General features: G+C 73.1%; 13 protein-coding genes. 2 read left to right on the top strand and 11 right to left on the bottom strand.

Annotated features, from left to right (window positions below; all coding sequences use genetic code 11):
* Positions 1 to 44 precede the first annotated feature (44 nt).
* Genes VGR37_11005 through VGR37_10990 form a run of 4 tightly spaced genes read right to left on the bottom strand, consistent with a single transcriptional unit; the run spans position 45 to position 3,806 of the window.
* Positions 45 to 1,037 carry a PhoH family protein gene (locus VGR37_11005; protein HEV2147921.1) on the bottom strand — a complete coding sequence of 331 codons (993 nt, stop codon included), beginning with the start codon at positions 1,035 to 1,037 and terminating at the stop codon, positions 45 to 47.
* A 35-nt stretch (positions 1,038 to 1,072) separates the two neighbouring features.
* Positions 1,073 to 2,980, bottom strand: a complete 1,908-nt coding sequence (gene aspS / locus VGR37_11000) for an aspartate--tRNA ligase (GenBank protein HEV2147920.1) — start codon at positions 2,978 to 2,980, stop codon at positions 1,073 to 1,075.
* Positions 2,977 to 3,351, bottom strand: a complete 375-nt coding sequence (locus VGR37_10995) for a VanZ family protein (protein HEV2147919.1) — start codon at positions 3,349 to 3,351, stop codon at positions 2,977 to 2,979. Before VGR37_10995 ends, aspS begins: the two co-directional genes overlap by 4 nt.
* Positions 3,348 to 3,806 carry a PTS sugar transporter subunit IIA gene (locus VGR37_10990; GenBank protein HEV2147918.1) on the bottom strand — a complete coding sequence of 153 codons (459 nt, stop codon included), beginning with the start codon at positions 3,804 to 3,806 and terminating at the stop codon, positions 3,348 to 3,350. The genes VGR37_10995 and VGR37_10990 overlap by 4 nt, the downstream gene beginning before the upstream one ends.
* A gap of 223 nt (positions 3,807 to 4,029) precedes the next feature.
* On the opposite strand from VGR37_10990, the gene rlmN reads away from it, so the two are divergent.
* Positions 4,030 to 5,163, top strand: coding sequence for a 23S rRNA (adenine(2503)-C(2))-methyltransferase RlmN (gene rlmN, locus VGR37_10985; protein HEV2147917.1), 1,134 nt, complete (start codon positions 4,030 to 4,032; stop codon positions 5,161 to 5,163).
* A 93-nt stretch (positions 5,164 to 5,256) separates the two neighbouring features.
* On the opposite strand, the gene VGR37_10980 is transcribed toward rlmN, so the two are convergent.
* The 7 genes from VGR37_10980 to panB form a co-directional block, all read right to left on the bottom strand.
* On the bottom strand, positions 5,257 to 6,807 hold the full coding sequence (locus tag VGR37_10980) for a hypothetical protein (protein HEV2147916.1): 1,551 nt from the start codon (positions 6,805 to 6,807) through the stop codon (positions 5,257 to 5,259).
* A gap of 178 nt (positions 6,808 to 6,985) precedes the next feature.
* The gene (locus VGR37_10975; GenBank protein HEV2147915.1) at positions 6,986 to 7,480 is read right to left on the bottom strand and encodes a LytR C-terminal domain-containing protein; all 495 of its coding nucleotides are present in this window, start codon (positions 7,478 to 7,480) and stop codon (positions 6,986 to 6,988) included.
* The gene (locus tag VGR37_10970; GenBank protein HEV2147914.1) at positions 7,477 to 8,082 is read right to left on the bottom strand and encodes an HD domain-containing protein; all 606 of its coding nucleotides are present in this window, start codon (positions 8,080 to 8,082) and stop codon (positions 7,477 to 7,479) included. The genes VGR37_10975 and VGR37_10970 overlap by 4 nt, the downstream gene beginning before the upstream one ends.
* Complete coding sequence (locus VGR37_10965) at positions 8,060 to 8,905, bottom strand: hypothetical protein (protein HEV2147913.1); 846 nt, start codon at positions 8,903 to 8,905, stop codon at positions 8,060 to 8,062. The genes VGR37_10970 and VGR37_10965 overlap by 23 nt, the downstream gene beginning before the upstream one ends.
* 5 nt (positions 8,906 to 8,910) lie before the next feature.
* Complete coding sequence (panD, locus tag VGR37_10960; GenBank protein ID HEV2147912.1) at positions 8,911 to 9,285, bottom strand: aspartate 1-decarboxylase; 375 nt, start codon at positions 9,283 to 9,285, stop codon at positions 8,911 to 8,913.
* 24 nt (positions 9,286 to 9,309) lie between these two features.
* Positions 9,310 to 10,152, bottom strand: a complete 843-nt coding sequence (gene panC, locus VGR37_10955) for a pantoate--beta-alanine ligase (protein ID HEV2147911.1) — start codon at positions 10,150 to 10,152, stop codon at positions 9,310 to 9,312.
* 6 nt (positions 10,153 to 10,158) lie between these two features.
* A complete protein-coding gene (panB, locus tag VGR37_10950; protein ID HEV2147910.1) occupies positions 10,159 to 10,986 on the bottom strand; it encodes a 3-methyl-2-oxobutanoate hydroxymethyltransferase in 828 nt (275 codons plus the stop codon).
* Between the two features lie 122 nt (positions 10,987 to 11,108).
* On the opposite strand from panB, the gene VGR37_10945 reads away from it, so the two are divergent.
* On the top strand, positions 11,109 to 11,913 hold an 805-nt coding region (locus VGR37_10945; protein ID HEV2147909.1), incomplete at its 3' end, for a hypothetical protein.

The following is an 11,913-nucleotide window of genomic DNA, read 5'->3' as shown; positions in this document are numbered from 1 at the left end:
CCGCCGGCCTCCGCCGTTCCCCGGCCGGCCCCGCTCGCCGCTCATCAGGCGCCGGGCTCCGCGTCCGCGTCCTCTCCGGCCGCGGCGGCGTACGCGCGGATGATGTCGCGCACCAGGCGGTGCCGGATCACGTCGGTGGGCTTCATGTAGACGAAGGAGATCCCCTCGATCCCCTTGAGGATCCGCTCCACCTGGAGCAGCCCCGAGTCGTCGCGCCGGGGGAGGTCCACCTGCGTGGGATCGCCCGTGATCACCGCCTTGGAGTTCAGCCCCAGGCGGGTCAGGAACATCTTCATCTGCAGCCCGGTGGCGTTCTGCGCCTCATCCAGGATCACGAAGGCGTCCTGGAGCGTCCGGCCGCGCATGTACGCCAGCGGCGCGATCTCGATGGTGCGCGCCTCCATGGCCCGCTTCAGCCGGTCGGCGGGCATCATGTCCTCCAGGGCGTCGTAGAGCGGCCGGAGGTACGGGTCCACCTTGTCCTGCAGGTCGCCGGGGAGGAAGCCCAGGTTCTCGCCGGCCTCCACGGCGGGGCGCGCCAGGACGATGCGCTTGACGCGCTTCCTCGCCAGCGCGTCCACCGCCATCGCCACGGCGAGGTAGGTCTTCCCCGTGCCCGCGGGACCGATGCCGACGACGATGTCGTTCTCGGCGATGGCCTCCAGGTACTCGCGCTGCCCGGCGGACTTGGGGTTGATGGACTTGCGGGCGCCCGGGACGTGGATCACCCCGCCCTCGGCCAGGCGGGATCCACCGTTCCCGACCCGCACCTCGTCCCAGAAGCGGTACAGGTCGTCCTGCCCGAAGGAGACCCCCCCCCGCGCCAGGTCGATCATGTGCTGCGCCACCGGGACCGCGCGCTCGATCTCCTCCACCCCGCCGGAGAGGAGGAGGTGGTCGCCGCGGAGCACCACCCGGCACCCGCAGAGGCGGCCGAGCTCGGTGAGGTGCGCGTCGTTGATCCCTCCCACCAGGAGGGGGTCGGCTCCCTCGATCGAGAGCCTGTGCTGAACCGTCTGGACGTCCGTGTTCGCCATGTATGACCCGTTGACGACGCGCGGCGGGGCGACCCTCAGCCGGTCTCCTCCCCGAGCGTCCGGATGTGTAGTTCCCTCAGGTCCCCGGAGTCCACCCGGGTCGGAGCGCCCTCGAACAGGGCGCGGGCCGAGGCGGTCTTCGGGAAGGCGACGACTTCGCGAATGCTCGCCGCCCTCGCGAGGAGCATGATCATGCGGTCGAACCCGAACGCGAACCCCGCGTGGGGCGGCGCCCCGTAGCGGAAGGCTTCCAGGAGGAAGCCGAACTTGGTCCGCGCCTCTGCCTCGCCGATCCCCAGCGCCCGGAAGATCCGCCGCTGCAGCTCGGGGTCGTGGATCCGGACCGACCCGCTGGCCAGCTCGTTCCCGTTGTACACCGCATCGTACGCCCGGGATCGTACGGGGAGGGCGTAGAGCCGCCGCGCGGCCTCCGCGGGCGCCGCTCCTTCCCCCTCGGTGGCCTCGAACACCGCGCCGACGTCCTCCGGGTGCGGCATGGTGAAGGGGTGGTGCGCCGACACCAGCCGGTCCAGGTCCGCGTCCCAGTCGAAGAGCGGGAAGTCGGTCACCCAGAGCCAGGCGTGCTTCCCGGCGTCCACCAGATCCATCTTCCGTGCCAGGTGGCGGCGGAGCTCGTCCAGCGCCGGCTCCAGCCCGGCGGGGACGGAGCGCCCGGCGGCCTCGTCCGGCGCGCGGTCCACCTCCACCCGCACCGCGCGGAAGTCGCCCACCACCGCCACGAACAGGTCGCCCGCCTCCATCCGCGTGGCGGCGTAGAACGCCTGCGCGCTCGCCTCGTCCAGCGCCTTCGCGAACTGCCCGGTGAGCCCCTCCTCGCTCCGCTTCACCCAGAGCGCGCCCGCGGCCCCGCCCCGCTTCGCCACCTCCTGCAGCTCGTCCGTCTCCTTCCGGGAGAGGCGCGCGCCGCCGGGAACGCGGATGCCGCGGATGCGCTGCGAGGTCCCCTGGGTCGCCTGGAAGAGGCGGAACTCCGTCCCCTGGAGCACCTCCGTGACGTCCACGACGGAGAGGTCGAAGCGCAGGTCGGGCTTGTCGGTCCCGTAGCGCTCCATGGCCTCCGCATAGGTCATGCGCGGAAACGGCGTGGGGAGCTCCACCCCCAGCACCTCCCGCCACACCGCGGCCATCATCTCCTCGCCCACGCGGAAGACGTCCTCCTCGTCCACGAAGGACATCTCGGCGTCGATCTGCGTGAACTCGAGCTGCCGGTCGGCGCGCAGGTCCTCGTCGCGCAGGCACTTCGCGATCTGGAAGTACCGGTCGAAGCCGCTCACCATGAGGAGCTGCTTGTACAGCTGCGGCGACTGCGGCAGGGCGAAGAACTCGCCCGGGTGCACCCGCGACGGGACCAGGAAGTCGCGCGCCCCCTCGGGTGTGGGCTTGGTTAGGAGCGGAGTCTCCACCTCCAGGAACCCCTGCCCGGACAGGTAGCTGCGCACGACCTGCGCCGCGCGGTGCCGGATGACGAAGTTCTTCTGCAGCTCCGGCCGGCGCAGGTCCAGGTAGCGGTGCTGGAGGCGCAGGTCCTCGGAGGGGAGCTCCTCGTCGGCGGCGTAGTCCACCTGGATAGGGAGCGCCTCGGCCACGGTGAGCACCCGGAGCCCGGTGGCGCGCACCTCCACCTCGCCGGAGGGGAGCTGCGGGTTCACCTTGATCCGGCGCTCCACGGTCCCCTCCACCTGGACCACCGACTCCGGCCGGAGCTCGCGCGCGGCGGCCAGCACCTCGGCCGGGGTCCACGAGGGGTCGAACGACACCTGCACCAGCCCGGCGCGGTCGCGGAGGTCGAGGAAGGCGACGCCTCCCAGGTCGCGGATGCGGTGCACCCACCCGGCGAGGCGGACGCTGGTCCCGGCGTGCGGGGCGCGCAGCTCCCCGGCGGGGAGGGTGCGGAGCGAGGTGGCGAGGACGGAGTCGGTCATGGGCTCGTGCGGGCGGGGGTGCGTCCCCGGCGCCACGCCTGGAAGCGGGTATACGCAAAGGCGCCGGCCAGGACGCCGAGCGCGTCGGCGGCCCAGTCGGCAGGATCCATGGAGCGTCCGGGGACGAAGCCCTGGTGCAGCTCGTCCGAGGCCGCATACAGCCACCCCAGCGGCACGGCCCACCGCGGCGACCCGCCGGAGGAGGCGACGGCGTGCGCCAGGAGGAAGCCCAGGACCGCGTAGGTGCCGAAGTGGAGCACCTTGTCGGCGCTCCAGAACGAGGGGATCGAGACGGAGGACCGGCCGCTCACGGCGAAGATCGCGACGGCCCAGAGGACCGCCGGGATCCACCCCAGCACGGCCCGGCTCACGCCTGCTCCGCTTCGGCCAGGATCGCGTGGAACTCCTCGGGCGACACGGCGTCCGCCAGCCGCCGGCGGAAGGCGTCGCTGCGGACCAGCCGGGAGATCCGGCTCAGCGCCTTCACGTGGTCCCCCGCCGCGCTCTCCGGCCCCACCAGGAGGAAGAAGAGGCTCACGGGGCGTCCGTCCAGCGCCTCGAAGTCGACCGGCTCGGCAGTCACCCCCGCCGCCATCGCCAGCGCGGACACCTCCGACGACTTCCCGTGCGGGATCGCCACGCCGCTGCCGATCCCGGTGCTCAGCACCGACTCGCGCTCGCGCACGGCGCGCAGCACCTCGGCCGAGTCTCCCACCTCGCCGGTGCCGTGGAGCACTTCGACCAGCTCGCGGAGCAGGTCGTCCTTGGACCTTCCGGCCAGCGGGATGCGGATCCGCTCGGGCGGGAGAAGCTCGGAAAGCTGCACGGAAACCTCGGTCACCCCTGGGCCTGGATGCGGTGTTCGCGGGGGTCGCTCCCCCGCGGGCGCAAGGGTTGCAAAGGTAACGCCACGGTTATTCGGCATCAAGCGCGGACGGGGTCGTCCGCGCGGGAACCCCGCCGCCGCTGCGGGGGACTAGGACGCTGCGATCCGGCCGGGGCGTGGGAGGGATCCTCCGCCGCCCCTTCTGCAGAAAAGGTGTGCACCGATGAGCGCTTCCGAAGCAAGGACCGACCTCGTTGGCCTCCTCCCCGAGGATGCCGAAGCCATGCTGACCGCGCACTTCGCGGAGCGCAGCCAGCCCCGCTACCGCGCGAAGCAGGTGCTCGGCTGGCTGTACGCCCGCCTCGCCTTCGGCTTCGAGGAGATGAGCGACCTCCCCAGGGCGGAGCGGGACGCGCTCGCGCAGGCGTTCGACTTCACCGCGCCGGAGGTGGCGAAGCTCTCGCGCAGCGTGGACGGCACGGCGAAGCAGCTCTGGCGGCTGCACGACGGGGAGCTGATCGAGTCGGTGCTGATCCCCACCTCCACCCGCCTGACGCTCTGCATCTCGTCGCAGGCGGGGTGCGCCATGGCGTGCTCCTTCTGCGCGACGGGGTGGGCCGGGTACCGGCGCCAGCTCACCGCGGGGGAGGTCGTGGCGCAGTTCCGCGGCGCCCGCGCCTGGGCCGGCGACAACGGCTACGGGGAGATCACCAACGTGGTGTACATGGGGATGGGCGAGCCGCTGATGAACCGCAAGGCGGTCTTCCCCTCGCTGGCGATCCTGAACCGCGGCTACGAGCTGGGCGCGCGCCGCATCACCGTCTCCACCGTGGGCGTGGTCCCGGGGATCCTGGAGATGGCGGACATGCCGGAGCAGTACCGGCTGGCGATCTCGCTGCACGCGCCCAACCACGAGCTGCGGCAGAAGCTGATCCCGCTGGAGAAGAAGCACCCGCTCCCCGACCTGCTGGAATCGCTGCGCCGCTTCGACGAGGCGGGCGGGAAGCGGATCACCTTCGAGTACGTGATGATCGACGGCGTCACCGACCTTCCGGAGCTGGCCGACGAGCTGGCGGAGCGGGTGAGCGAGTTCAACGCCTTCGTGAACCTGATCCCCTTCAACCCCATCCCGGGGACGGAGTGGAAGCCCAGCTCGCGGAACCGGCTCAACTACTTCGTGGAGCGGCTGGGGAAGCGCGGGATCTCCGCGGCGGTCCGCGAGTCGCGCGGGAGCGACATCGCCGCCGCGTGCGGCCAGCTCCGCGCGGAGGCCACGGAGGGCCGCAAGCCGGTGCAGATCACCCCGAGCTCGACGATGAAGGCGCGGCCCGCACGGGAGGCCGCGGCGGGGGATTGACCGTCGGAAGTGCAGGTGGGGGATCGAAAGGGCCCGGCCCGCGGGTTCGCGGGCCGGGCCCTTTCGCCGGCGCATCGGGTCCGGCTCTACCCGTCAGGACGGGGTGAGCAGCAGGGCACGCACCTCTCCCGTGCTCCGGTTCCTCCCCGTCGCGGAGATCTCGCCCCAGTCGTTCAGGTCGGAGGCGGTCACGACCTCCCACTCCACCCCCGCCGCGTCGTCGAGCCGGATGAGGGTGCCGCCGCGAACGAGCACCGGCTTGCCGTCCGCTCCCGTCGCAAGGACGTCTCCGTGGCCGTTCACCGCGGTCGCCGTGGTCGTCCCCGGGACGTCCCTCCGGGTCGAGCCGTCCCAGGTGCAGCCGATCAGGTTGGGGGACGTGCCGCAGCGGCCGACCACGAGGCTGTGGTCGTTGATGCCGCGCGCCACCATCCCACGGGGGCCGACCGCCGTCTGCCCGTCTTTCCAGAGGTGCACCACCGGGTCCGTTCCGCCGTAGCTCACGTCGAACCAGCGGGTGAAAGCGACCGTGCCGCGGCGGTTGATTCCCCCCGCCGTATAGTCCGCGAAGTCCTCCGAGCCCGGAGCCGTAATCCGCGTGACGCCTTTCCCGCGGGCCAGGTACGTCGAGGCGCTCACGTGGGTGCCGCCACCCGAGGTGACGCTCACGTGCTCCAGCACCACGTGGCCGCTGTCGTTGAGGGCCAGGCGGTCGAGCCAGACGGAGGTCATGTCGCTGGAGACCAGGCTCACACCGGGGATCTCGATCGCGGACCGGGCGCCGCTGCGCCACCTCCATGCGGAATACACCGGCCGGAGCAGACCCGGGTTGGGATGCGGACGGTGCGCCACGCCCACGACCTCACCGCGGTCGCTTACGTCGGAGGCCCGCCCGTAGCTGCTTCCCGCGGGGACGCCCAGATCCACCATGCCTCCATGCCGCCAGAGGAACGGGTGCACCGCCCCGTTCCCCGCGACGCGGGACTCCCCCACCACCTCGCGACGGTTGTTCAGCGCGTTCGCCCGGCTCGTGTCCCCGCCGAGCGTCCCGAGCACACGCACCCTGAACCGGTCCCCCGGGACCACCCGCACCGGCAATTCGGCGCTCTTCAGCCCCGCCCTCACCGTGACTACGGCGCTCCCCGCGGCGATCCCCCGGATCGCACCGCCCTCCTCGACCGCCACTACGCCCGGCGCGGACGATGAAAGCGCGAGCGAATGTGCCAGAGGCTGCCCCGAGGCGTCCGCCATGTCCACGAACAGCCTTCCGGAGCGGCCCGGGAGCAGTACCGCCGAGTCCGGCGCGACGGAGAGGCTCGCCACGGGCCGCTCCACCGTGAGGCGGACCGAGTCGGAGCGGCCGCCGGCCGATGCGTGGATCACCACCTCCCCGGGCGCCCGCCCGGTCACCTGCCCGGCGGCGACCGCGGCGACCCCGGGATCGCTGCTCCTCCATTCGATGCGGTTGCTGCCGAGGCTCTCACCCGACGTGCCGGTGGCCCGCGCGTCGAGCGAGATGGTCTGGCCCACGTCGAGGTACTGCGTGGGCGCGGTCAGCTGCAGCGCGTCCACGGGCTCGGGCCGCCCCGGATCATCGCACGCCGCGACGGCCGAGAGCGACACCAGCAGGAGGCGGCGGCGCATACGCCCGGCGAAAAACGGCCCGAATGGCACCGCGCGCGAGGAGAATGGCATCAGAAGGTGCAGGTACGCGTGATCGTCAGCAGCCGGGCACACCGCCCGGGGGACCGCTTCCGATCGGACGAGCGAGGGGGGCCGGCGGTCACCGCGCGTGCCGCAACTTCCGAGCGCGGTCCGGACGCTACGACTCCTCGTCCCCGACCGGCGCGGTCGTGGAGTCCGCAGCGCCCACGCTCTCCCGGGCACCCCTCCAGTCCCGCCCGACCACCACCGTGACTTCCAGGAGCAGCGTGGAATCGGGGCGGCTCCGGACGTTCTCCACCTCCAGCGCATCCGCGACGTCGCGGGCGACCTCCTCCCGCCCGACGCGGTCGATGACCAGCGTGGTGTCCGGGGAGAAGCCGCGCGCGTTCCCGAAGTACACCACGTCGAAGCCGCGCTCGCGGAGGGTGCGGGTGACGGTGCGCGCCAGCCCCGGCACCCCGGCGGCGTTCAGCACCTCCACGCGCACCCGCTCTCCGGGCGCCGCGCGCGCGGCGGGGACGTCCGGAACCGACTCCGGCGTGGACGCCCGGTCGCCGTCGCCGCCCGGCCGGAGCCCCATCGCCAGCGAGACCACCAGCCCGACCACCAGCAGGAGGACCGCGGCGAGCGCCAGCGCCCGTAGCCGCTTCATCCACCCACCCCCACCAGGGCGCTCCAGAACGCCGCGGTCTCCGGGCTGACCGGCTTGCGGCGGTCGATCAGGTGCCGGATGCGCGAGCGCAGCACCTCGATCAGGACCTCGTCCATCTCCGCCGGCATGCGCGCGGCGAGCGAGGCGCGCCACTCCGGCTCGAAGTCGCGCCCCGGCTCCAGGAAGTCGGCGAGGTAGAGCGCCTTGCCGAGAGGCCCGAAGCCCGGGTGGCCGAGCGTGTGGTAGCGGATGGCGTCGCGGATCTCCGCGTCCGCCTCGCCGGCCAGGCGCTCCGCGGCCGCCGGGCCGTGCAGCACGGGGCCAGGAAGGACGCGGAAGCGTTCCGGCACCGCCGCGCGCAGGCGCTCCGGGTCGGCGTCCCGGAGGGCGTCGTGGAGCCACCCGGCGGCCACCCAGCGGTCGCGCTCGCGCGGGTCCAGCTCCGCGGCGTCGGCCCACTGGTCGAGGAGGGCGGCCACGCGCGCGATGTGCTCGCGACGGCGGGGGGACGCCTCCGCCCAGGGGGGGAGCTCGCCGCGCGCGGCGGCGCGCACGGTTGCGGGGAGGTCGGCGGTGGGATCAGTCGTAGCCGCGTCGGGCATACGGCTCCAGGATGGCTCGGTTTCGGATGGAGGTGTGCGACAGGTAGTTCCAACCCTTCAGCTCCACCCCGCTCCCCACCCAGCTGTCCACGATGCGGCACCCGGGCCCCACCACCGTCTCCTCGCCGACGGTGGTCTGCCCCTCCAGCACCACCCCCGGGTAGACCACGGTGTCGCGGCCGATCCGGACGTCGAGGTCCACCCAGGTGGTCTGGGGGAGGTAGAAGGTGACGCCCCCCTCCATGAGGCGCGCGAGCAGCCGGTCGTGGATCACCTCCGTGGCGCGGGCGAAGTCGCGGCGGTCGCGGACCACCAGCCCGCTCTCCGCGTCCACCCGGCGCGGCGCGTCCGCCAGCTCCTCGGCCAGCCCGGCCATCCCGCGCCAGCGGCGGAGGTGCCGGCGCGCGGCATCGAGGCCCAGGCAGACGGCGGCGGGACTGCCGTGCCCGTCCGCCAGGACGTGCGTGAATTCGGAGGCGAGGATGCCCTGGACCCCCTGGGCGAGGAGCGGGGCGCGGGCATCCACCAGCAGGAGGCGCTCGTCCGGGTCGCCCGCCTCCTCCACGACCTCCCAGAGGTCCCCGCCCGCGCGCTCGAAGATGCGGATCCCCTCCCAGGCGTCCAGGAACGGGTCCAGGCTCAGCTCACGATCGGAGACGAGGAGGATGCGCGACGGCGCCGGGGTGAGAGAAGCCAGCGCGGACACGGCGTGCCACGCCAGCGGGCGCCCGGCGAGGGGGTGCAGGAAGGTCGGGAGCCGGGACGACATCCGATCGTCGACGGGCTCGGTGCGCGCCAGGACGACACCGGTCCAGGCGGCCATCTCCGTCAGGGGGCGCAGGCGCGGAGGGAGTTCCCCACGATGCGGTTCTCCCCATCCACGAAGACGAAGGTGGGGCGGTAGGTGCCGAGCTCCGCCTCGTCGTACTGCCCGTACGAGATCACGATCACCCTGTCCCCCGGGTGAACGAGCCGGGCGGCGGCGCCGTTGAGGCAGATCTCCCCCGCCCCGCGCTCGCCGGGGATGACGTACGTCTCGAAGCGCGCGCCGTTGTCGACGTCGACCACCTGGACCTGCTCGTACTCCAGGAGGTCGGCGGCCTCCATGAGGACCGGATCGATGGTGATCGACCCCACGTAATTGAGATCCGCCCCGGTCACCGTCGCCCGGTGGATCTTGGACTTGCACATCGTGCGGAACATGTCGATCCCTGGAGGGGGGCTACGTCAAAGGATTCCGTTGTCGATCAGCCGGGTCTTCCCGACCCGGGCCGCCACCGCACACGCCGCGCCCGGAAAGGCCCGCTCCACCGGCTCCAGCGTGCCCGGGTCCACCACCTCGGCGTACTCCGCTTCTACACCGGACACCGCGAGCGTGCTCCACAGGACCTCGCGGAGCGCGCTCCCGTCCGTCTCCCCGGCCGCGAAGCGCGCCCGGCACGCCTCCACCGCGCGGGAAAGGGAGCGCGCACGCTCCCGCTCCTCCGGGGAGAGGTAGACGTTGCGCGAGCTCATGGCGAGGCCGTCCGCCTCGCGCACGATGGGCGCGACGTCCACCTCCAGCGGCATGTCCAGGTCCGAGGCCATGCGGCGGACCAGGAGCGCCTGCTGGAAGTCCTTCTGCCCGAAGACCGCCACGTCCGGCGTGAAGATCCCGAACAGCTTGGCGACCACCGTCAGCACCCCGCGGAAGTGCCCCGGGCGCGACGCCCCGCAGAGCCGGCCCTCCACGGCCGGGTCCGCGACCACGCTCACCCGCGGCTCTCCGTCCGGGTACATCTCCGCCGCCGAGGGAGCGAACACCAGCGCCACGCGGCGCGCCTCGGCCAGGCGCAGGTCGCGCTCCAGGTCGCGCGGGTAGCGGTCCAGGTCCTCCGACGGCCCGAACTGCAGCGGGTTGACGAAGATGGACATGGCGACCCAGCCGGCGCGCCCGCGGGCGCGGTCCACCAGGGAGAGGTGGCCCTCGTGCAGGTACCCCATGGTGGGGACCAGCGCGACGGTGCTGCCCGCCTCGCGCGCCGCGGCGACGGCGGCGCGCACCTCGGCCCGGGTGCGGACGACCTGCATCGGCGCCTACTCGAAGGTGTGCTCCGCCGCCGGATACTCCCCGGCGCGGACGGCGCTTACGTAGTCGGCCAGGGCGGCGCGCGTCGCCTGGCCCAGCTCGCCGAAGCGGCGGAGGAAGCGCGGCGTGAAGTCCTCGTTCAGCCCCAGCATGTCGTGCAGCACCAGGACCTGCCCGTCGCACCCGACCCCGGCGCCGATGCCGATGGTGGGGATGGACAGGCTCTGCGTGACCGCGGAAGCGATCGAGCCGGGGACCAGCTCCAGGACGCAGCAGAAGGCGCCGGCGTCCTCGAGCGCCCGCGCCTCCGCCATCAGCCGATCCCGTCCGCCCTCCTCCCTTCCCTGCACCCGCGAGCCCCCGATGACGTTGACGGACTGGGGGGTGAAGCCCAGGTGCGCCATCACGGGGATCCCCACCCGCACCAGCGCGCGCACCGTCTCCACGACCTCCGGCGAGCCGCCCTCCAGCTTGACGGCGGCCGCGCCGGTCTCCTGGAGGACGCGGCCGGCGTTGCGGATCGCGTCTTCGCGGGTGACCTGGTAGGTGAGGAAGGGGAGGTCCACCACCACGAGCGCCCGCCGGATGCCCCGGCGCACGGCGCGCGCGTGGTGGATCATGTCGTCCAGCGTCACGGGGACGGTGGAGTCGTACCCCAGGACGACGTGCCCCAGCGAGTCGCCGACGAGCACCACGTCGGTGCCCGCCTCGTCGACCAGCCGCGCGAAGAGGTAGTCGTAGGCGGTGAGGACGGCGATCCGCTCCCCACGCCGCTTCATCTCCCGGAGCGACGTCGTGGTGACGCCCCGGCTCGAACCCGCGCTCTGAACGGACATGAAGCTCTCCGGCACCTTGATCCTGCGCCGTGACACACACGTCGCGCACCCGTCACGGCGCCGAGCTTATACCGCTTCTCCGGCGGGTTGACCGGCCGAAAACCTAATCGCATCTTGGGGGGGTGTCAAACCCGATCCGGTACGATCCCGTGCTCGTCCGCGCCCTGGCCCGCGAGCTGGACGAGCGCCTCCGCGGCCGCGCCGCGCGCCCCTCCCTCTCCTTCGCGCCGGACCTTTCCGCCGCCCTCGTGCTGGACGCGGGGGAGGCGCTCCGCTTCGACCTGCACCCCACGCGCGGCTGGACGCGAATCGTCCCCGCCCCGGAGGACGCGGACGAGGAGCCGGACGCGCGCGTCACGGGCGTCTCCGCCCCCCCGGACGAGCGCGTCCTCTTCATCGACCTCGCCGACCCGGCCTCCTTCGGGAGCGCGCGGCGCAGGGTGGTCGTCGAACTGCACACCAACCAGTGGAACGCGCTGGTGACGGCCGGCGAGGAGGAGCGGATCATCACCGTGCTGCGCGGGCGCAACGCCGGGGAGCGGGCGCTCCGCATCGGCGCGCACTACCGCCCTCCCCCGCCCTCGCGCCGCTACGGCACGGGCGACGAGACGCGGGAGGACGCCTGGGATGCGTGGCGCACGCTCATGGGCCGCGTCGCCCCGGCGGACCGCCCCGGCGCGGCGGTGCGGAACTTCGCCTGGACCAGCACGCTCACGGCGAAGCCGCTGCTGGGGGACGCCGCGCGCACGGAGGACGAGCGGGAGGTGGAGGCCGCGTTCGCGCGCTGGTGGGCGCTGCGCACGGGCGAGGGGGAGCACCCCGTGCTCCTGGAGCGGAAGGGGGGACCGCAGCCCTTCCCGGTGCCGCTTCCGGGGATCCCCGCGCGCCCGGCCGCTTCGCTCCTGGAGGCGATGGAGACCGCCGCCG

This window comes from Longimicrobiaceae bacterium, from assembly GCA_035936415.1.
Taxonomy (GTDB): Bacteria; Gemmatimonadota; Gemmatimonadetes; order Longimicrobiales; family Longimicrobiaceae; genus JAFAYN01.
The sequence above is the reverse complement of the archived record's forward strand: the minus strand, read 5'-3'. Positions and strand labels throughout refer to the sequence as shown.

Coding starts and splice junctions, on each gene's coding strand:
- VGR37_11005 (HEV2147921.1), bottom strand. CDS start 1,037: ATGGCGAACACGGACGTCCAGACGGTTCAGCACAGGCTCTCGATCGAG.
- aspS (HEV2147920.1), bottom strand. CDS start 2,980: ATGACCGACTCCGTCCTCGCCACCTCGCTCCGCACCCTCCCCGCCGGG.
- rlmN (HEV2147917.1), top strand. CDS start 4,030: ATGAGCGCTTCCGAAGCAAGGACCGACCTCGTTGGCCTCCTCCCCGAG.
- VGR37_10980 (HEV2147916.1), bottom strand. CDS start 6,807: ATGCGCCGCCGCCTCCTGCTGGTGTCGCTCTCGGCCGTCGCGGCGTGC.
- VGR37_10975 (HEV2147915.1), bottom strand. CDS start 7,480: ATGAAGCGGCTACGGGCGCTGGCGCTCGCCGCGGTCCTCCTGCTGGTG.
- VGR37_10970 (HEV2147914.1), bottom strand. CDS start 8,082: ATGCCCGACGCGGCTACGACTGATCCCACCGCCGACCTCCCCGCAACC.
- VGR37_10965 (HEV2147913.1), bottom strand. CDS start 8,905: ATGGCCGCCTGGACCGGTGTCGTCCTGGCGCGCACCGAGCCCGTCGAC.
- panD (HEV2147912.1), bottom strand. CDS start 9,285: ATGTTCCGCACGATGTGCAAGTCCAAGATCCACCGGGCGACGGTGACC.
- panC (HEV2147911.1), bottom strand. CDS start 10,152: ATGCAGGTCGTCCGCACCCGGGCCGAGGTGCGCGCCGCCGTCGCCGCG.
- panB (HEV2147910.1), bottom strand. CDS start 10,986: ATGTCCGTTCAGAGCGCGGGTTCGAGCCGGGGCGTCACCACGACGTCG.